Raw genomic sequence first — 20,523 nt, 5'->3', positions numbered from 1 at the left:
ACAGGGAATTTATATAGGAGGGATGTACATAATGCAATATAAAAAAAGACATCCTTATTTAGTGGATGTCTTTTCAGGTAAATCCTTTCGTACAGTGTACAAAAAACGAGATATATCTAATTTTTTTCCTCTGAAAAATTGTGGAGAGGAAATGTACAATTCTTCTTTTGCACGTGTAATTGCGACATAAAGTAGTCGGCGTTCTTCTTCTAAAGCTTCAGAAGTCTCTGTAACACGATCATTTGCATCTTTTAAAGAAGAAGTATGGGGCAGAATACCATCGCTCGCTCCAAGTAAAAAGACACATGGAAATTCAAGGCCCTTTGCGTTATGAATAGACATAAGTGAAACAGCATCTTTTTGCGGCATTGTTTTTAATGCTTCCATTTCTTTTTGCCCTTGAATTGCTTCATCAATAAATTGTAAATAAGCTGGAATGTCGGTGAAACGATTTGCTGACTCCATTAATTCTTCTAACATTTCTTCTTGTATATCTTTATGCATCGTAAAGGATGAACGATCGTTACTTTGTAAGTACTCTAAATACTTTCCTTTGCCATGAATAATTTCTTTTAATGCTTTTTTCGGTTCTAATTCTTTTATAAATTTAATAAAATCGATACGCTCATTTACCTTTTTCACTTGAAAAGGTTTTAAGTTCGGATTTAATAATAAGAAATGAAGAAGAGAAGGGAAACGGCCTTCACCATATTTCCATTGTTCACGTTCAATAAATGAAATACAATCATCACGCCCGATATACATCGTTGGCAATATGTTTGAAAGTGATTCTAATCGAAATGGTTCAATTACTAGTCGTAAATGATCCAATACAGGCTTAATTAAAGAATGTTCATAAAATGACTGACTCGCACCGTGCTTAATAAACGGGATTTTATGAATGGTAAGCTGATCAAGTAACGAACGGCTTACAGAATGTGTGCGATACAGCAAACAAAAATCTTTATAATTTCGTTCACCACTATCTACTTTTTCTTGAATGAGCTGCAAAATTTGATTTGCTTCATCAAGAGTCGTAGCCGGTCTTGCATAAAAAGGTTGTACACCTTCTTCACGAACAGAATATAGCTCTTTATCAAACCGTTCTTGATTTAGTTTGATAACTTCATTTCCAAGTCCGACAATAAAAGGATTGGATCGATAATTCGTATTAAGGGCGATAATCGTAGTGTTATCAAATTCTTTTGGAAAAGATAAAATAATTTGGTGACTTGCTCCTCGCCAACCGTATATAGCTTGATCGTCATCACCTGCGATAAATAAATTATTTCTTGGCGAAGCTAACAATTTTACAATTTCATATTGAGCATACGATGTATCTTGGAACTCATCTACTTCAATATAGTGGAAACGTTGTTGTAATTGGGTAAGCAAAGGAGCGTTATTTTCTAACATATAATATGTTTCTAATAAGATGTCATCGAAATCAATATAATTATATCGTTGTTTCACTTCTTCAAAACGCTCGTATACTTCTTTAAATTCTTGTTCAACGGGTGTTTTTGCTTTTACATCTTTCGGACGATTTAATTTGTTTTTCTCAAGTGAAATCATCGCGAGCATCGTTTCAGCATCATAATCGTCTTTTAAACGCAATTCTTTTAAAATTTTCTTTATCATAATTTGTTTATGTTTTTCGTTTGCTAAAATTTGCTGATTATATCCTTGACTACGAAGCAATTTTAAAAAGACAGAGTGGAACGTACCGGCAACAACGTAGCTACTTGCAGCATGATTCATACCTGGTAAATTCGCTACACGATTTCGGATTTCTTCAGCCGCTTTTTGTGTAAATGTAAGTAATAAAATATTTCTCGGATGAACTTGTTTTACATTTACTAAATAACCGACGCGAGTTGTTAAAACAGATGTTTTCCCGCTTCCGGCACCAGCCAGTGTAAGAACAGGACCTTCTGTCGTTCGTACGGCTTCTAATTGTTTTTCGTTTAAAAATACATTTTGCTGTTCGAGAGCGCGGAAATACGCTGCATCTGCATCTTCTTCCATAATTAAATGGGTAGATGTTTTCGGAATATGATATGTTGCACGTGGAATATCAGCGTGCGTTAATGATTTTTGTGAAAATTTTTCTTGTGTCATATATTCACCTTCAAAACTATAGCATCAACATTTAACTTTAGCGGAAGAAAAAGAAAATAGCAATGTAAAAAACAGGAGGGGATACCTCCTGTTTTCAAATTACAATTCTTTTGTCATAACGATGTGAGGAATATTTGCTTCCATAAATACATCAGAATTCGTTACATATCCAAGTTTCTTATAGAAATCTTCAGCATGTGTTTGAGCATGCAGCTTCAATTTTGGTAGCGAGTTTTCCTTCGCATATGCTTCAAGTGCATCCATAACAATTTTTCCAATGCCTTTTTTACGATGGGAAGCTAGTACGCAAATGCGTTCCATTTTTCCTATTCCATCAACGGTGCGAAAACGCCCAGCACCAACGGGAACATCATTATCATATATAACAACGTGTATGGAAGTTTCTTCAAACTCATCATACTCTTCTTCAGCAGAAACTTGCTGTTCCTTCACAAATACTTGCTTACGTACAGAGAATGCATCTCTTAGTTGTTCGTCCGTTTGTACGATCTGTGCATGCAAATTAGTTGTTCCCCTTTCCAAGGCGGAATGTTTCGTGTACAGTCCATGTTCCATTTTCTAATTGATATAGTAGGTGGAAACGGTCGATTGGTTGTTCGTAATAGAAATCTTTCATACGTAATCGACCTAGTACATCAGCATGCTCTGCATCTGATAAGCCTTGCCCAATTGTTAAATGAGGTACAAAAGCGTATTCGCGTTCTTGTGTAAAGAATCCGCTATGCATTTCCTCATTTAAGAAAGTAAGTTCAGGTGTTTTTTCTACTTTAAAATAAATAACATTATTAACAGGTGCGAATGAACCAACTTTTCCAACATGAAGGGTGAAAGGGTTCGTTTTACTTGCGATTGTATGTAACTCGTTTACAATCGATTCTAATTGTTCATCTTGCGTCTCAAAGGGTGTTTTCAATGTAATATGTGGCGGAACTAATGCGTAGTGTGGATCATAACGTTTACGCAATCCGTTCGCTTTATCTTGAATCATTTTAGATGGAAAAATTACAATGCCTAATTTCATGTTCCAATTCCTCCCTTTGTAAGTCTAGTTAGATTTTGAGAAAATAACTCTCTTACTCTATTATATCAAATTATTCTGAATACTGCTCTCTATTATTTCATTGATAGCATATGAGAGAAAGCTTTCGGTAAATCAGTTTGCCAATATTTCCACGTATGATTGCCTTCAAACTCTTCGTAATGTGTGATGAAATTTCTATCTGTCAGAAGGGTATTAAGCTCACGGTTCGGCCCTACGAAATCAGATACTTGTCCATCAGTGCGCTTTACAGCTGTTTCTTCTGTCCCAATAACGTGATAAAGCTCTAGCGCCTCCGGATTTTTGAAGTCTTTTGCTAAGTTCATTACTGTTTCATCCACAAAAGGTGATTGCATAACAACTTTACCGAATGTATGCGGATACATAAGTGCAGTCATAAAGGAAACTGTTCCGCCGAGAGAATCACCAATTAGCACACGACCTTTTCCCATTTGGTACGTTGGATAATTTTCATCGATATATGGTGCAAGTTCATGAGCAAGGAAACGAATATACGCAGCGTTTTTTACTTCATTTGGGAAATATTTTTCTTTACGATCGTGTACATTTTTATATGGAATACCGACAATAATTGTACGGTCAATTTCTTCAGTTTCACGAAGGCGCTCAATTACACGGTGTGCTTTCCCAAGCTGAAAATAATCTCTGCCATCTTGTGCAATGACAACTGTATGTTTGTGCAGTGGTGTGTAATTTACCGGTAAGTAAACGAGAAGTGTAACATCTTCTTGAAGTGATGCACTATAAAATGAAATCTCTTCAATTCTCCCAATTGTTTGATTCATGTAGATCCCCCTAAATAAAAATTTACTGTAATGATTGTAAGAGCGACGCTTGTAGTGAAAAAGAAAGAAATATTCACTAATAGGTGCTTTCGTTTCTATTTTACCATAATGGTACGAAGAATCTAAAAAATTAGTATTTAAGTTAGGAAAGAAAACGGATATAATGAAGTGGGATTTTTGACAGGTGAGAGGGGAGACGGAATTTGAAACAAGAAAGGTCAATCGCACTACCATTAGCCATTTCCATTATAGCCATTTCATTCGCAGCAGTTTTTGTAAAGATGTCCTCAGCACCATCTTCCATATTAAGTATGTATCGATTATGGATTATCGTACTTCTTATGCTGCCTATCGTTTGGAAAAAACGGGAAGAGTTTAGTAAGATTCAAATAAAAGATTGGGGATTTTTAATTGGATCTGGTTTCTTTTTAGCACTTCATTTTCTTTTATGGTTTGAATCTTTAAAGCATACAACAGTTGCGAGTTCGACGATTATTTTAGCGCTTCAACCAATCGTATCTTTAGTTGGAGGTTTTTTCTTGTTTAAAGAAAGAACAACATACTCAGCCATTGCGACAATGGCAATTGCGATACTAGGTGTAGTGTGTATCGGTTGGGGAGATTTAGGACTAAGTGAACAAGCAATTTATGGAGATATATTATCCTTTTTAAGTGTAATAGCAGTTGTCGGTTATTTATTTATCGGGCAAACGACAGTAAAGAAAGTATCACATTGGATTTATAGCTTTACTGTTTTTGCATTCGCAGGTATTTTTATGGGGATTTATAATATAGTGTTGCAAGTGCCTTTTACAGGTTATACAAAGTGGGATTGGACCGTCTTTCTTTTACTTGCGGTCGTGCCGACAGTGTCACACGTCATTAATAATTGGTTATTAAACTACGTAAATGCAACAACAATTTCGATGAGTATTTTAGGGGAACCAGTTGGAGCATCTATACTAGCGTTTTTCTTACTTGGGGAAAGATTAAATGCAATGCAAATGATCGGTAGCATGCTCGTATTGTTTGGTGTATCTGTTTTCTTATTGCAGCAACAAAAACGAACAGCAAAAAATGTCGTAAACGAGCCTGTTTATACACAGGAATTATAATGTTAAGAGAGAAAAGAGAGGTTGTGATACTTCTCTTTTTGTTTTATAGAAATACGGGCGTAGAAGGGGAAGGGAAATGGAGTTTCCATCAAAAAAAGATACATGGTTATATCCGATTTTTTTCGTTGTCATGGGAGCGTGTTTTGCTCCTATATTTGCAGGGAGAGAATATTTTCTTTTATTTTTCACAATCCCATTAGCCATAGTATTTATTTGGAGTTGGTTTTCAACAAAATACATTGTTGGAGAAGAAACAATTACTATTAGATCCGGTTTCGTGAAAAAGCGCATATTTATACGAGATATAAAACAAATTTCAAATACGAAAAATCCAATAGCAGCTTATGCCTTATCATTTGATCGACTTGAAATTATTTATGGATCACATCAAACAGAAATTATTTCTCCTAAAGATAAAGAGCAATTCATCAATCTCGTTACAAGTAAAAATACATACATTGAAACAAAGTAAAAGAGTGGCTTCGTAGCCACTCTTTTACTTTGGATTTGTCATATAAGGTTGTACATGAATGATACATAGGTCACGGAACTTTCCTTCAGCAGTTGTGACAATTACGACTGCTCTTCCGGCACTTTTTCCAGTAATCGTTACTGTATCACCTTTTGGATACAGTGTGATAACATCAGCATTCATATTTGTCCAAATAAGTTCGTTATTGGTTGCTTGTACTGGCAAAACAGTGGCGGATAACTCAGTGCTTTGGCCAGTTCTTATTTTCAACTTATTTTTTTCCATATGAACACCGATGACTGAAATAACAGAAGGAGCAATTGAAATTTTAGGTGGATTAGGTTGTATGTTCAAACAAGACGCAGAAGTATTGGTGATAGGTGAAAACTTTCGTGTTTGTTGTTGCTGGAAAGCTGCTAACATGTTGGAGTCCCCTTTCTGTATAAGTGCTGATAGTACTACTATAAAGGAGTAGTGTTACGTTTAATTTAATGAAACATAAAGAAATTGTTAAATTCGAGCAGAAGATTGTCGAACATTGATAAATTGCAAATTTAATTAGTTCTTACCAATCGGGCAGTTATTTCCCACCTAACTCCTTCATATTCGCCGAATTTTGAGGTGTGAGTCTTATTGCCAACAAATAGCGGGATAAAAAGAAAGCTCTGCTATCATAACAGCAGAGCTTTTCCTTTATAGATTATCACTATGTTGTTTTTCGAAATCCTCAAATTGCTCTTCAATTTCTTTTGAAGGCTGTGTTAGTAAACTAACAATTACGATTACTAGTAAACTAATAGTGAAACCAGGAATCATTTCATATAAGGATTCTTTTAAGAATTTGAATTGAGTCCAAATAATGACTGTAGCGGCACCAGAAATCATACCAGCAAGTGCGCCCCACTTCGTCATACGTTTCCAATATAAGCTTAATAAAATAGCAGGTCCGAATGAAGAGCCAAATCCAGCCCAAGCGTATCCAACAAGAGCTAAAATCGTATCATTTTGTTTAAACGCTAATGTACATCCAACTAATGCAATAACAAGTACAGCCATACGGCCGACAAATACAAGCTCTTTATCAGAAGCAGAACGTTTAAAGAAAGTACGATATAAGTCTTCAGTTATGGCACTAGAAGTCACGAGTAACTGAGATGAGATTGTACTCATAATCGCTGCTAAAATAGCGGCTAATAAAAATCCAGTAATAAGTGGGTGGAATAAAATTTTTCCCAGTTCAAGGAAAATTGTCTCTGGATTGGATAGTTTTAATCCTTTGTCTGAGTAGTATGCAATACCGATAAGACCAGTAAACATAGCTCCGACAACAGAGAAAATCATCCAGCTCATACCAATTCGTCTTGCACTTTTAATTTCTTTTACAGAAGAAATCGCCATAAAGCGTACGATAATATGTGGTTGTCCAACATAACCAAGGCCCCATGCGAATAATGAAATAATACCTAATACAGAAGTGCCTTTAAAAATGTCTAATAATGTTGGATCAATTGATTTAATTGTGCTAAATGCTGGACCAAGCCCATTTACATTCATAATTGTAACAGTAGGAACAAGAATAAGAGCAATCACCATAATGATTCCTTGCACGAAGTCTGTCCAACTTACTGCTAAGAAACCACCAAATAACGTGTAAGCTACAACAACGCCTGCAACAATGAATAATCCAACATGGTAGTTCATACCAAATGAATTTTCAAATAATACAGCGCCTGAAACTAATCCTGAAGCTACATAAAAAGTAAAGAAAATCATAATAACAAGTCCAGATACTAAGCGTAGCATATGGGATTTGTCTTGGAAGCGATGTTCCAAAAATTCTGGGATAGTAATAGAGTTGTTTGCAATTTCTGAGTAGGTACGTAAGCGAGGAGCGACATATAGCCAGTTTGCGTATGCGCCTAGTGTTAGGCCGATCGCAATCCAACTACTACTTAATCCAACGCTAAACATTGCACCGGGTAAGCCCATTAAAAGCCAACCACTCATATCGGATGCTCCAGCACTTAATGCCGTTACTGCGGGGCCTAGTGTACGCCCGCCAAGCATATAATCTGTTAAGTTGGACGTTCGTTTATAGGCAAAATAGCCAATTACTAACATCCCGAGCATGTAAATAGAGATAGAAGTTAAAGTTAACATCTGCGTACTCATGTAGTTCCCCTTCCTTTTGTCATGTCTTTTGATGCGTTATGCATATTTATAATCTATCATGATTATTCTGAAAAATCCATATAGAAATATGAATTTTCAGAAATGTAAGCGTTTTTTGATGTCATTTTACTTTTTTAATATATAATATTCATACAAAAAACCTTATTTTTAATAGAGTATTTATTATATTTACATAAAAAGAGGTTGTTTTGTCAATATAATATTGAAAGGAGAGAAAAATAAAATTTTTTAAAAAGTATTGACTTGTGAAAAAAGTTAGGTCTATAATGAGTGCAACTTAAAAAAATGCAAGCGTTGATGAAGAAGAGTACACATGATGAACATGTCAGAGAGCTGATGGTTGGTGCGAATCAGTATGGAATTGATGTGGAATGGGCTTCGGAGCTTCCAAACCGAAACGAAAGAAGTAGGCTTTGGCGACATGATCTCATCGATACAAGAGACACGTATTGTTTTTGATACGGTAAAGTGCGTTACGTTCGTAACGAATTAAGGTGGCACCACGGGAGTACCCGTCCTTTCTATAGGATGAGTACTCCCTTTTTGTGTATAAAAAATTAAATAGAAGAAATCGTTTAAGTAAGAAGAGTACGTATATTGGAGACGTTACAGAGAGCCGGGAATAGGTGGGAGCCCGGTACGGTGCTATATACGGAATGGGCTTACGAGAGGTATGCTGAACAATTATTTTCAGTAGGCAACCCGGGTTCCGCCGTTACAAGGATAAGGTATATATTTTGTACCTGAATAAAGCGGGATGCTTTTGCGTCCAACATGAGGTGGTACCACGGTAAATTTATCGTCCTCTACATATTTTCGATATGTAGAGGACTTTTTTATTTTTCAGGATGAGGTGAAAGGCATGATGACAAAAGAGGAATTTATAAAACAGAAAGAACAAAGAAAAACATTTTTAGTAATTATTGAAGAAGAAGGAGATAGCATTACGCCAATTTCTTTATATAGACGTATGAAAGGGAAGAAGAAATTTTTATTAGAAAGTTCACAGCTTCATCAAGATAAAGGGCGTTATTCTTACTTAGGATGTAATCCTTATGGAGAAGTGAAAAGCGTTGGTACGGAAGTGGAACGAACCATTTACGGCAGGTCAGAAAAGTTGCAAAGTAACGTACTTCAAGTGTTAGAAGAAGTGATCGCGTCAGCTCAAGTAGATAGTCCATTTCCATTTTGCGGTGGAGCAGTTGGTTATATTGGCTATGACGTCATTCGGCAATATGAAAACATTGGAGCAGATTTATATGATCCATTGAATATTCCAGAAGTACACCTTTTACTATATCGTGAGTTTATCGTTTACGATCATTTACGCCAAAAGTTGTCGTTTGTATATGTATGCAGGGAAGATGATTCAGCAGATTACGAAGAAGTATATGAAAGGTTGCAAATATACAAAGAGGAAGTGCTACAGGGAGAAGAAGCGGAAGTAACTGAAATAAGATCAACATTATCATTCACTTCTTCTATAACGGAAAGAGAATTTTGCGTGATGGTAGAAACTGCGAAAGAACACATCGGGGCCGGGGACATATTTCAAGTTGTATTATCTCAGCGTTTGCAAAGTGAATGTGTTGGTGATCCATTCGCGTTATATCGAAAACTTCGAATTGCCAATCCATCACCATATATGTTCTATATCGATCTTCAAGATTATGTTGTACTCGGTTCTTCGCCAGAAAGTTTGTTATCAGTAAGAGAGGATAAAGTGATGACAAATCCAATTGCTGGTACGAGGCCGAGAGGGAAGACAAAGCAGGAAGATACGGAAATTGAAAAAGAGCTGTTAGAAAATGAGAAAGAGCGAGCGGAGCATATGATGCTTGTAGATCTTGGGCGAAATGATATTGGTAGAGTGAGTGAAATCGGCTCAGTTACGATAGATAAATATATGAAAGTAGAAAAATATTCTCATGTTATGCACATTGTATCTGAAGTTTACGGAACATTGCGAAAACGAATGAGCGGATTTGATGCATTAGCGTATTGCTTACCAGCGGGGACGGTATCAGGTGCTCCGAAAATTAGAGCGATGGAAATTATAAATGAGCTAGAGAATGAAAAAAGAAATGTGTACGCCGGTGCAGTTGGATACGTTAGTTTTTCAGGGAATCTTGATATGGCGCTCGCCATTCGAACAATGGTTGTAAAGGATGAAAAAGCATACGTTCAGGCAGGAGCGGGTATCGTTTACGATTCAGATCCAGTAGCTGAATATGAAGAAACATTAAATAAAGCGAGAGCGCTATTGGAGGTAATGAAATGATTGTACTTATCGATAATTATGATTCATTCACATATAACTTGTATCAACTATTAGGCGAATACGAAGAAGATATTGTTGTCGTAAGAAATGATCAAATAACGATAGAACAATTAGAAGAAATGAACCCAAAAGGAATTGTGCTTTCGCCAGGACCAGGAAAACCAGAGGAGGCTGGTATTTGTATTGAAGTAATTCGTCATTTTTATAAGAACGTTCCCATATTAGGTATTTGCCTTGGTCATCAAGCAATTATATCAGCGTTTGGAGGAGAGATTGTAAGAGCAGAGCGCATTAAACACGGAAAAACATCGCGTGTGAAACATAACGGAACGTCAATCTTTTCATATGTGACGCAGCCGCTAACAGCGATGCGCTACCATTCTCTTGTTGCCGCACAAACGAGCTTGCCACAGTGTTTTGACATATTAGCGACAGCGATGGACGATGGAGAAATAATGGCAGTTCGTCACAATTATTATCCGCTCTTCGGATTACAGTTTCATCCGGAATCAATCGCGACAGAAGAAGGCGGAAAGTTAATACGTGCCTTTTTAGGCGAAGTGAAAGAGGAGGAAAGAGTATGAATAACTATCTTCGTAAATTAGTGGAGGGACAACATTTAACAGAAGAGGAAATGTATAAAGCGGGGCTTCTTTTATTAAATGAAAACATATTGGAAAGTGAAATTGCAGCTTTCTTAGTCTTACTGAAAGCGAAAGGTGAAACGGCAGAAGAAATATACGGTCTCGTTCGAGCTCTTCGCGAAAAGGCATTACCGTTTTCGAATCATATACAAGGCGCGATGGACAATTGCGGGACAGGTGGTGACGGTGCCCAAACGTTTAATATTAGCACAACATCAGCATTTGTACTGGCAGGAGCTGACGTAAAGGTTGCAAAACATGGTAATCGTGCTGTTTCTAGTAAAACAGGAAGTGCAGATTTATTAGAAGAACTCGGTGTAAATATTAGTAGTACGCCAAACGAAATTGATTATTTATTAGAGCATGTCGGAATCGCATTTTTATTCGCACCAGCGATGCATCCAGCATTAAAGCGCATTATGAAAATAAGAAAAGAATTAAACGTTCCGACGATCTTTAACTTAATTGGACCGTTAACGAATCCGGTGAATTTAGAAACACAATTTGTCGGCATTTATAAACGAGATATGTTACTACCAGTTGCGCAAGTACTACAGAAACTAGGAAGAAAACAAGCACTTGTCGTAAACGGAAGTGGGTTTTTAGATGAAGCATCATTGCAAGGAGAAAATCATGTTGTCATTTTAAAAGATAATGAAATAGTAGAAACGAGCATTGAACCTGAGAAATATGGATTCGCAATAGTGAAAAACGAAGAGATTAGAGGCGGGAATTCGAAAGAAAATGCAAAGATTACGCTCGGAGTATTAAGCGGAGAAAAGAGTGTTTACCGTGATACTGTTTTATTCAATGCAGGGCTTGCTCTTTTCGCAAATGGAAAAGCAAAGACGATTGAAGAAGGAATAACACTCGCAGCGCATAGCATTGACTCTGGAAAAGCATTAGCGAAACTAAACTTATTAATTGCAGCAAGTAACGAAAAATTAGAAAGGGTGAATTAAAGTGGGGACGATTTTAGACAAAATTGTAGATCAAAAGAAAAAGGAAGTTGCGGCATTATATGAAACATATACACCAGTAAAAGAAAAAAGAAAAACGCGCTCACTTGTAAAGGCTCTAGAGCAATTTACTGTCATTGCAGAAGTAAAGCGAGCATCACCATCAAAAGGAGATATTAATTTACATGTTGATGTACGAAAACAAGTGAAGACATATGAAGAATGTGGCGCTGGTGCAGTTTCTATTTTAACAGACGGTCAATTTTTTAAAGGATCATTTTATGATTTACAAACGGCAAGAGAAGAAAGTAGCCTTCCGCTTTTATGTAAAGATTTCATAATCGATAAGATTCAAATTGATAGAGCGTATGAAGCTGGTGCAGATATTATTTTACTAATCGTAGCGGCGTTAACGAAAGAGAAATTAAAAGAGTTGTATAGCTACGTACTAGGAAAAGGATTAGAAGCGATTGTTGAAGTTCATGATGAACAGGAATTAGAAATTGCAATTCAATTAAATCCGCACGTTATCGGTATTAACAACCGTAATTTAAAAACATTCGAAGTCGATTTAAGTCAAACGGAAAATCTTGGAAAACGATTAAATGAGGAAAAATTACTTTGGATTAGTGAGAGCGGGGTTCATTCAAAAGAAGACATAATCCGCGTTAAACGAGCTGGGGCAAAAGGTGTACTAGTTGGAGAAGCGCTTATGACATCGTCTTCTATTCATACCTTTTTTGAAGATTGTAAGGTGAACATATGAAAGTGAAAATTTGCGGGATCACTGATATGGAAACAGCAAAACGTGCTTGCGAATACGGAGCTGATGCACTCGGATTTGTTTTTGCAGAAAGTAAGCGGAAAATTACTCCAGGGCTAGCGAAAGAAATCATTCAGGAACTTCCAGCCAACGTGTTAAAAATCGGTGTTTTCGTAAATGAATCAGTAGAAGTAATCCAGAAAATTGCAGATGAATGCGTGTTAACGCATGTGCAACTACATGGGGATGAAGATATTCATCAAATTAGAAGATTGAATATTCCGTCTATAAAGTCGCTCGGAGTAACTTCAGAGAGTGATATGAAAAACGCTCAAGGGTATGAAACGGACTATATATTATTTGATAGCCCTAAGGAAAAGTTTCATGGAGGAAATGGAAAGACATTTTCTTGGGAGTTACTTGCGCATATGCCAAAAGAATTAAGAAAGAAAACGATATTAGCTGGTGGATTAAACACTCTTAATATAGAAGAAGCAATTCGAACTGTTCGGCCATATATGGTTGATGTGAGCAGCGGAGTAGAGACAGAAGGAAAGAAAGATGTAGAGAAAATAAAACAATTTATTATAAAAGCGAAGGAGTGTTCTAAATGAACTACGCATATCCAGATGAAAAAGGTCACTACGGTATATACGGAGGACGATACGTTCCAGAAACGTTAATGCAATCTGTATTAGAACTAGAAGAAGCATATAAAGAGGCGATGGAAGATGAAGCATTTCAAAAGGAATTAAATCATTATTTAAAAACGTATGTCGGAAGAGAAACACCGCTTTATTTCGCTGAGAATATGACGAAGTATTGCGGAGGTGCAAAGATTTATTTAAAACGTGAAGATTTGAACCATACAGGAGCTCATAAAATTAACAATACAATTGGTCAGGCACTTCTTGCGGTGCGAATGGGCAAGAAAAAAGTTGTCGCTGAAACAGGGGCTGGACAACACGGAGTTGCAACAGCTACTGTATGTGCTCTACTCGGATTAGAATGCGTCATTTTTATGGGAGAAGAAGATGTAAGACGTCAAAAATTAAATGTGTTCCGAATGGAATTACTCGGAGCGAAAGTAGAAAGTGTAGCGGCAGGTAGCGGTACATTAAAAGATGCGGTAAACGAGGCACTTCGTTACTGGGTTTCACACGTGCATGATACGCACTATATTATGGGATCTGTTCTCGGACCACATCCATTCCCGCAAATTGTCCGTGATTTCCAAAGTGTAATTGGAAATGAAACGAAAAAACAATATGAGGCGTTAGAAGGAAAGTTACCAGAAGCAGTCGTTGCTTGTATTGGCGGTGGTAGTAATGCGATGGGTATGTTTTATCCGTTCGTACACGATGAAGAAGTTGCTCTTTACGGCGTAGAAGCAGCTGGAAAAGGAGTTCATACAGAAAAGCATGCAGCTACTTTAACGAAAGGAAGCGTTGGCGTTCTCCACGGATCGATGATGTATCTTCTGCAAAATGAAGAAGGACAAATTCAAGAAGCTCACTCTATTTCGGCGGGACTTGATTACCCTGGTGTTGGGCCAGAACATAGCTTGCTAAAAGATATTGGCCGCGTTTCTTATCATTCCATTACAGATGATGAAGCGTTAGAAGCATTTCAATTATTAACGAAAAAAGAAGGAATTATCCCGGCGTTAGAAAGCTCGCATGCTGTCGCGTACGCTTTAAAATTAGCGCCGCAAATGAAGCAAGACGAAGGGCTGGTCATTTGTTTATCTGGCCGCGGTGATAAAGATGTAGAGAGTATAAAACGTTATATGGAAGAGGTGTAAACAATGGGAGTAGAAAAAATGAAAGCAGCATTTGAAAATGGCAAGAAAGCATTTATTCCGTACGTAATGGGCGGAGATGGTGGCCTTGAAAAATTAAAAGAAAGAATTCGTTTTCTTGATGAAGCAGGAGCAAGCATCGTTGAAATTGGTATCCCGTTTTCAGATCCAGTTGCAGATGGCCCAACAATTCAAAGAGCAGGGAAACGAGCACTAGATAGCGGTGTAACAGTAAAAGGCATTTTTCAAGCATTAATAGAGGTAAGGAAAGAAGTACAAATTCCGTTTGTACTTATGACATATTTAAATCCAGTACTCGCATTCGGAAAAGAACAATTTATCGAAAATTGTATAGAAGCAGGGGTGGATGGTATTATCGTTCCAGATTTACCGTATGAAGAACAAGACATTATTGCACCGCTTCTCCGAACTGCAAATATCGCTTTAATCCCACTCGTTACCGTTACAAGCCCAATTGAGCGAATTGAGAAAATTACGAGTGAATCAGAAGGGTTCGTCTACGCCGTTACAGTAGCGGGCGTAACAGGCGTACGTCAAAATTTTAAAGAGGAGATTCATAGTTACTTAGAAAAAGTGAAATCACATACGCATTTACCGGTAGTGGCAGGGTTCGGTATTTCAACGAAGGAACATGTAGAAGAAATGATTACAATATGTGACGGGGTTGTCGTTGGAAGTAAAATTATTGAACTGTTAGAAAATGAAAAACGAGAAGAAATATGTGAATTCATACAGGCAACAAAACAAAAAGAAGAGGCATAAGTCTCTTCTTTTTGTTTTCCGTAATAAATGTTAAAATATACAGAAAATACATATAATTTAGAGGGTGAGAAAGCATGCTAAGACGTAAACTACTATATCTTCTCTTAACTGTACCACTATACGCTTGGCTCATTAGCATGACGAAAATAGAATTGATGGCTCTATTTTTAGGATATGTATTCATCTTTTCCAACTTAAATCGCATTCAAGAGCAATCTATTTTAGAAATATGTATATTTTCGATTAGTATAGAATTATTTAGTATCGTTTCGATTGTATTGTTAAATGAATTATTCCGATGGATCCATTCATTTGAATTCATAAAATTTGGGAATGTTGTATTGCAAGTCATATGTGCTTATATTGTGTTTGTTGTGTTAGACAAAATAATTAGGCAGCAGACAGTTTTTCAGGATAATAGAAAATGGGAGTGATCCAAAAAAGAGCCAAACGGCTCTTTTTTGAAACTGTTGTAAAAACAATTGAAAATTATGACATCTGTTATATAATAGTTAAAAATTGTATTTTAAACGAAATGAGATGATAACATGGCCATATTGTTGGCACTTATCCCAATTATGATGATTTTCATTTGTTTATTTTTATTTAAACAAACGTCATTAAGATCCTCGTTAATTTCTTATGCGGTATGTGTTGGAATCGTTTTACTCTCGCCAACGTTTCAATTAGGGATAAGTGAAACTGTGCACGCAACGATTAAAGGATGGTTAATTTGTTTTATTGTCGGGTACGTTTTATTTTTCGGTATTTTTTTATTTCACCTCATGAACAAAATGGGGTACATTGATCAAGTAGCACGTTTTCTAGAAGAAGTGACACACGATCGTTTATTACAAATGCTTCTTATGTGTTTTGGCATTTGCCCACTAATTGAATCAGTAAGTGGATTTGGAATTGGCTTTATGGTTGCAGCACCTATTTTTCTTTCATTAGGTTATAAACCGTTTCAAGCTGTACTGCTCTCTTTTATCGGCTTACTAGCTAGTTCATGGGGCGCAATGGCAACTGGTACGATTATCGGTTCCCAGCTCATCGATATGCCGCTTACAACACTCGGTACAAATACAGCGCTATTAAGTATCCCGATGTTCGCTTATTTCGTCATTCTTTCTTTACATGTTGTTGGTGGCTGGCAGGCGGTTATTGAAAAGTGGAAGGAAGGATTCGGCTTCTTTCTATTATTTTCTCTCGGAATCTATCTTTCTAACGCATACGTAAGTGTTGAACTCGCAGGTATATTAAGTTCTATCGTTACAATTACATTTGGCTTTCTTATCATTAAATTAAAGGGAAAAAACGAACAAAATCTAATAACAGAACATGCTGCGGCAACGGAAAGAGAAGTATCTATTCTAAAAATTATTAGCCCTTATATATTTCTAACAGTTTGTATTTTACTTTCTCGCCTCGTTCCTGCATTACATGACTTGTTCAGATCATATGCAGTCCTTGATTTAAAATCATACTCTTACAAATTAGAAATGCTGTATTCACCAGGTTTTTGGCTCGGTATGACTTGTTTATTTACTATTATTTTCTTCCGCATTCCATCTCATATTATGAAACAATCACTCTCACAAACGATAAAACAATGGATCCCGTTCGCTATTACAACGACAATGTTTATTGCTATTTCAGAACTAATGGGCGCATCTGGCATGCATTCATTACTAGCAAAAACAGCTGGTGACACATTTGGAACATTTTTCGTTTTCGTTGCTCCGTTTATCGGTGGGATCGGTGGCTTTTTAACAGGTAGTAACGCAGGATCAAATGCGATGTTTATAAAACTACAAATGCAAACCGCGCAAAACGTAGCACTCCCTTGGCAATACGTCACAACACTGCAAAACACCGCATCGTCAGTAGCGACAATTGCTTGCCCATCACGGATTACACTAGGTGCGTATTTATGTAACATCCCGTATCGTGAAAATGAACTATTAAAGAAGACGACGTTAATGATTTTTGGTGCGGTATTACTTATAGTAGTGGAAGTTATTTTCTGGTATATGTTGAGAAATTAAAAATTCTCCTATATTTAGGAGGATTTTTTTTGTTACTGGATAATGCTTTAAATTATGAAAAGCTTCTACTAAATGGATAGGAGATGAAATGTATGCCCTTAAAAAATTATGGTGTGTTAAAAGGTACCGTTATACAATCTAAGATCGGAAAAGGGAAAACTCCTCATTATCAAGTTCATTTACAAGGTGAAGCAGAAGTAGATTATCGCATTGCGATTAACGTAAAGTCGCAAAGTTATCCGTCAGAAGTTTTATATTTTGCGAGTAACGATATTCGGTCAGAGGCGATTCATATTTTACCGACATTACCATTTGGTTTTACAGAAATAAAAAACAATGAACCGAAAGTAGCTTTAGATTATGTAAGAGGAAATCTATTTGACTCAAAACAAATGATTCCTTTACCTGCTGAAAAAGCAGGAGTAGACAATGATTTAAATGAAAAAATAGAACGTTATATAAAACGAGCAATAGAAGAAAAAGCAATTATTTATGCGTTTGGTGAAAGATGGGGACCCGAAGAAAATACACCCGATTCTTACTTTCATTTCGAACCAGGAAACGGGATACACGATATTCACATGAATCAAGGAAATGTAGAGAAATGGAAAGGTGATAATGGCATATGGCAAGACGGAGGAATACTCATTCAATTTGAAAAGGAAGAAGAATGGGTCGGTATTTTTCTTGCCTTCCAATCGCAGTCATGGTGTACCGATGAAGAGGGACATGCTCGTGTGCCGGTTGAGCATTGTGATTATAAGAGGAATAATTGAGAAGAAGAGGGCGTTCAAAAAGAACGCCCTCCTCTTATTTTATAAAACCCAAAACTAACAAGTGTAGAAATACAAGAGAACAATAGTGCTACGCTAGAAAACGCAATGAGGTACATATTATACTTCATCATTTTTCCAATTAGTTGGTTGCTATCATACTGAAACAGTCCCGCTATTATATTGAATAAAAATAACACGATAAACATGACGATAACACCGTCTATTGATCCTTTAATATCTGGTTTGCTTAAAGCGATATGTGCAGAAATACAAATGGCGATAAATAAAAATAGCCAAAAGGAAGGATTCAATACATTATTTATTGTAAATAAGCTCTTTAATAATACGAACGTCGATAAGAGCATGTTTTGCACCATTTCTACATTAATAGAAGTAGTAGCGATTGTTTTTTCGAGAGTTGTATTAAATAAGAAATATGAATCTGGTACGAAATAGCGCATTAAAAGGATTAATGCCGTAATACCGGAAATAATAGGTCCTATTCCAATAAAGAAATTCCCGATTCGTTGATATACACTTTTTTGATTGTACTGATGTTGTACGTAGCCTAAAGCGCCTTGGCTTGTATCTGTTGGGAAAAACTGCGTTGCTACAATTCTATGACGAAATAGTACACACATAATGGCATGTCCAAGTTCGTGAATCGGAACACCGATCCAAGCTGTTAAAAGGAAGCCTTTTCTTCCGAAAGCTCTCGACCAATACATGCGCGTGAGAGATTCTAAATAGCCTAATAGAAATCCAATTACAATGATAACGCCAATTAAAGAAAATAATTGGATTACGCTTTTAAGGAGTATTTGAAAAATTGAGTTTACCAATTCCATTGCCAGTCATCCAATCTGTTAGAAACATTATTTATTCTGTTTCATAATAGCATTTTTTTCAAGATTGCTAGCACATATATTTTCTTTCGGAAGGAGGATTTCAGAATCTTTTTCTTGTAGTCATGTTTTATGTACAAAGTCATATATTGAATTTGTAACACCCTATATGGTATCTGCTTAAGGGGGGAATGCGAGAATGAAATGTCTGGCGTGTCATACAGAAAATGCAACAGAGGCAAAGTTTTGCGGGAATTGTGGACATTCGTTGACGGAGGAAGCCGTAGCGAGTGAAGGTGAGCAACAGGAACGCGTAGCTTTAGCAAAGGAAACTCGACCAAATGAAACGGTAGAGCAAGCGAAGCGATTTGCGAGTGGATATTTTCAGTTTTTTAAACATGCTTTCAAAGCACCGACAGCGATTATGAAAAGCGGCAAGGTTGAAGTGCGAAATGGAATTGTAAGTCTTGTTCTTATTTGTTTTTTAGGAGCATGTATTTTTTATAGAATGATGAGTGCTGGGGCAGCACTTACGAGAACATTAGCGCCAGATTTATCTACTCCTTCTTTCTTTGGAGACTCTATAACAGTCTTTTTATTTTTACTCATTTTAACTTTATTTGTCGGATTTATTATTTTTGTAAGTGGAAAGATGATGAAATCTTCATTTTCATTTCTTGAAGTATTCGGTGTGTGGGGAACGATAGCGACGCCAGCTATTGCTATATTAGTTCTTTCTTTTCTGTTTAGCTTTTTATTAATCTTTTTCTTACCAATCTTATTAGGGCTGGCTACAACGTATATGTCAATTAGTATAATTGTCGCTATAGTAAAGCTAGATAACGGCGGATTAGACCTTATTTATACACTTCTTATCGCAAATGTTTTAATCGGAATTGCAACATTCATTGTACTGTGGTCTTACATTAGTACGATAATTCAAACCTTTACACAGGGATTCACTGGCTTCTAACGAAAAGGTGGTTGAATGTATGTACAAAGTGTGGGACTCAGTTTGAAGGCGGTGTGCAATTTTGTCAAAACCTCGGTATGTATATAATGGCTTCATCTTTCCTGATAGTGATATCCGAAAATTAACGAGTGGGGACTTAACATACTTATCGAAAGAACAATTGAAAATAGAGAGAAACGAAATATACGCAAGGCATGGACATATTTTTCAAAGCAGTCTTGGTATAGAGAAAACAAGTATTATACAGGAAAGCTAACGGATATTGAATCTTATAATGTTGAACGCATTAAATCAAGAGAATAAACACGATAAAAAGGTACAGTGCATAACTGTACCTTTTTATCGTTATTTATCTGAACCAGGATCCCTTGAGAAAAAGATGTGAAAGAGAAATGTGACTTTACTGGATCCTCCTGATGTACTAGCTTGTATATGTGATAAAGGACCAGACGTTAGGGCTGCCTCGGAATGGGGTGGTACGACTATTTTGAGCGCATGATCTGATTCTGGTGAAGCAGTAACAGTAATTGTATCATCAGAGAAGTTTATAATTTTAACAGAACCGACTGGAAAGATGGACTTGCCAGCATGTGATGCTGAAGCGAATTGGGTAGCTTTCCAAATATCTTGCGCAAACGTATCATCGTTAGATAACCAAGCACGAGCGCTATATATTGTTGCATTAATGGAAAATTCTTGGTCAAGTGAGACGGCGGGTTTCGGTTCTTTTGGTTCTTGCGGTTCATCTGGAAGCTGGGCGAGAAGGCCGGCGCACATATATTTCACCTACTTTCAATAGTAACTGTTATAGCATATTAAACATGTTGTTTATAAGGCACGACGGTTACCTATTCACGTATAGGTTTGTGCACCAAATTTGAAG

At 36.7% G+C, this 20,523-nt stretch carries 21 protein-coding genes, 1 pseudogene and 2 other annotated features; of the genes and pseudogenes, 14 read left to right on the top strand and 8 right to left on the bottom strand.

The window, feature by feature from the left end:
* Positions 1-54: 54 nt before the first annotated feature.
* The 4 genes from MR147_RS08480 to MR147_RS08465 all read right to left on the bottom strand — a co-directional run bounded on the left by MR147_RS08480 (position 55) and on the right by MR147_RS08465 (position 3,987).
* A complete protein-coding gene (locus MR147_RS08480; protein ID WP_000191172.1) occupies positions 55-2,121 on the bottom strand; it encodes an ATP-dependent helicase in 2,067 nt (688 codons plus the stop codon).
* A 99-nt stretch (positions 2,122-2,220) separates the two neighbouring features.
* Positions 2,221-2,643: a GNAT family N-acetyltransferase gene (locus MR147_RS08475; protein ID WP_074609823.1), complete on the bottom strand. Its 423-nt coding sequence runs from the start codon at positions 2,641-2,643 to the stop codon at positions 2,221-2,223.
* A 1-nt stretch (position 2,644) separates the two neighbouring features.
* The gene (locus tag MR147_RS08470) at positions 2,645-3,163 is read right to left on the bottom strand and encodes a YjcG family protein (protein WP_000765876.1); all 519 of its coding nucleotides are present in this window, start codon (positions 3,161-3,163) and stop codon (positions 2,645-2,647) included.
* 92 nt (positions 3,164-3,255) lie between these two features.
* A complete protein-coding gene (locus tag MR147_RS08465; RefSeq protein WP_001076848.1) occupies positions 3,256-3,987 on the bottom strand; it encodes an alpha/beta hydrolase in 732 nt (243 codons plus the stop codon).
* Positions 3,988-4,190: 203 nt separating this feature from the next.
* Between MR147_RS08465 and MR147_RS08460 the strand changes: the two genes are divergently transcribed.
* Together MR147_RS08460 and MR147_RS08455 are read left to right on the top strand one after the other, a co-directional pair.
* On the top strand, positions 4,191-5,102 hold the full coding sequence (locus tag MR147_RS08460) for a DMT family transporter (protein ID WP_074609821.1): 912 nt from the start codon (positions 4,191-4,193) through the stop codon (positions 5,100-5,102).
* A gap of 76 nt (positions 5,103-5,178) precedes the next feature.
* Positions 5,179-5,574 carry a PH domain-containing protein gene (locus tag MR147_RS08455; RefSeq protein ID WP_074609819.1) on the top strand — a complete coding sequence of 132 codons (396 nt, stop codon included), beginning with the start codon at positions 5,179-5,181 and terminating at the stop codon, positions 5,572-5,574.
* A gap of 24 nt (positions 5,575-5,598) precedes the next feature.
* Here the strand turns inward: MR147_RS08455 and MR147_RS08450 are convergent, their stop codons facing one another.
* Together MR147_RS08450 and putP are read right to left on the bottom strand one after the other, a co-directional pair.
* Positions 5,599-5,997, bottom strand: coding sequence for an Ig-like domain-containing protein (locus tag MR147_RS08450; RefSeq protein ID WP_000878719.1), 399 nt, complete (start codon positions 5,995-5,997; stop codon positions 5,599-5,601).
* Positions 5,998-6,267: 270 nt separating this feature from the next.
* Entirely contained in the window at positions 6,268-7,746 is a 1,479-nt protein-coding gene (gene putP / locus MR147_RS08445) for a sodium/proline symporter PutP (protein ID WP_074609817.1), read from the bottom strand.
* Positions 7,747-8,052: 306 nt separating this feature from the next.
* Positions 8,053-8,290, top strand: a binding site (T-box leader).
* A 42-nt stretch (positions 8,291-8,332) separates the two neighbouring features.
* Positions 8,333-8,577 (top strand) — a binding site (T-box leader).
* Positions 8,578-8,629: 52 nt separating this feature from the next.
* Here putP and trpE point away from each other — a divergent pair.
* The 10 genes from trpE to MR147_RS08395 all read left to right on the top strand — a co-directional run bounded on the left by trpE (position 8,630) and on the right by MR147_RS08395 (position 17,822).
* Positions 8,630-10,048, top strand: coding sequence for an anthranilate synthase component I (gene trpE / locus MR147_RS08440; protein ID WP_139302881.1), 1,419 nt, complete (start codon positions 8,630-8,632; stop codon positions 10,046-10,048).
* Positions 10,045-10,632 carry an aminodeoxychorismate/anthranilate synthase component II gene (locus tag MR147_RS08435; protein ID WP_000636334.1) on the top strand — a complete coding sequence of 196 codons (588 nt, stop codon included), beginning with the start codon at positions 10,045-10,047 and terminating at the stop codon, positions 10,630-10,632. The genes trpE and MR147_RS08435 overlap by 4 nt, the downstream gene beginning before the upstream one ends.
* Complete coding sequence (trpD, locus tag MR147_RS08430; RefSeq protein WP_074609813.1) at positions 10,629-11,654, top strand: anthranilate phosphoribosyltransferase; 1,026 nt, start codon at positions 10,629-10,631, stop codon at positions 11,652-11,654. Before MR147_RS08435 ends, trpD begins: the two co-directional genes overlap by 4 nt.
* 1 nt (position 11,655) lies before the next feature.
* On the top strand, positions 11,656-12,417 hold the full coding sequence (trpC, locus tag MR147_RS08425) for an indole-3-glycerol phosphate synthase TrpC (protein ID WP_074609812.1): 762 nt from the start codon (positions 11,656-11,658) through the stop codon (positions 12,415-12,417).
* Positions 12,414-13,028, top strand: coding sequence for an N-(5'phosphoribosyl)anthranilate isomerase (trpF, locus tag MR147_RS08420; protein WP_074609810.1), 615 nt, complete (start codon positions 12,414-12,416; stop codon positions 13,026-13,028). Before trpC ends, trpF begins: the two co-directional genes overlap by 4 nt.
* A complete protein-coding gene (gene trpB / locus MR147_RS08415) occupies positions 13,025-14,218 on the top strand; it encodes a tryptophan synthase subunit beta (protein ID WP_074609808.1) in 1,194 nt (397 codons plus the stop codon). The genes trpF and trpB overlap by 4 nt, the downstream gene beginning before the upstream one ends.
* A 3-nt stretch (positions 14,219-14,221) precedes the next feature.
* The gene (gene trpA / locus MR147_RS08410) at positions 14,222-14,998 is read left to right on the top strand and encodes a tryptophan synthase subunit alpha (protein ID WP_074609807.1); all 777 of its coding nucleotides are present in this window, start codon (positions 14,222-14,224) and stop codon (positions 14,996-14,998) included.
* 74 nt (positions 14,999-15,072) lie between these two features.
* Positions 15,073-15,432 (top strand): DUF4029 domain-containing protein, encoded by a 360-nt coding sequence (locus MR147_RS08405; RefSeq protein ID WP_074609805.1) that lies wholly within the window; start codon positions 15,073-15,075, stop codon positions 15,430-15,432.
* Between the two features lie 114 nt (positions 15,433-15,546).
* Positions 15,547-17,046 (top strand): L-lactate permease, encoded by a 1,500-nt coding sequence (locus tag MR147_RS08400; RefSeq protein ID WP_074609803.1) that lies wholly within the window; start codon positions 15,547-15,549, stop codon positions 17,044-17,046.
* Between the two features lie 92 nt (positions 17,047-17,138).
* Positions 17,139-17,822, top strand: a complete 684-nt coding sequence (locus tag MR147_RS08395) for a DUF2278 family protein (protein WP_074609802.1) — start codon at positions 17,139-17,141, stop codon at positions 17,820-17,822.
* A 14-nt stretch (positions 17,823-17,836) separates the two neighbouring features.
* Here MR147_RS08395 and MR147_RS08390 read toward each other — a convergent pair whose 3' ends face one another.
* Positions 17,837-18,670 carry a hypothetical protein gene (locus tag MR147_RS08390; protein WP_074609800.1) on the bottom strand — a complete coding sequence of 278 codons (834 nt, stop codon included), beginning with the start codon at positions 18,668-18,670 and terminating at the stop codon, positions 17,837-17,839.
* 196 nt (positions 18,671-18,866) lie between these two features.
* Here MR147_RS08390 and MR147_RS08385 point away from each other — a divergent pair, with 196 nt between their 5' ends.
* Both MR147_RS08385 and MR147_RS08380 read left to right on the top strand, forming a co-directional pair.
* Positions 18,867-19,640: a zinc ribbon domain-containing protein gene (locus tag MR147_RS08385; RefSeq protein WP_074609798.1), complete on the top strand. Its 774-nt coding sequence runs from the start codon at positions 18,867-18,869 to the stop codon at positions 19,638-19,640.
* 76 nt (positions 19,641-19,716) lie between these two features.
* Positions 19,717-19,943: pseudogene (locus MR147_RS08380) on the top strand (YARHG domain-containing protein); the annotation flags it as partial.
* A 42-nt stretch (positions 19,944-19,985) separates the two neighbouring features.
* Here the strand turns inward: MR147_RS08380 and MR147_RS08375 are convergent.
* Complete coding sequence (locus MR147_RS08375) at positions 19,986-20,417, bottom strand: hypothetical protein (RefSeq protein WP_000332408.1); 432 nt, start codon at positions 20,415-20,417, stop codon at positions 19,986-19,988.
* Between the last annotated feature and the right edge of the window lie 106 nt (positions 20,418-20,523).

Source organism: Bacillus cereus group sp. BfR-BA-01350 (genome assembly GCF_022663775.1).
GTDB lineage: Bacteria > Bacillota > Bacilli > Bacillales > Bacillaceae_G > Bacillus_A > Bacillus_A paranthracis.
Note: the sequence above shows the minus strand (reverse complement) of the source record. Positions and strands in the feature narration are given on the sequence as shown.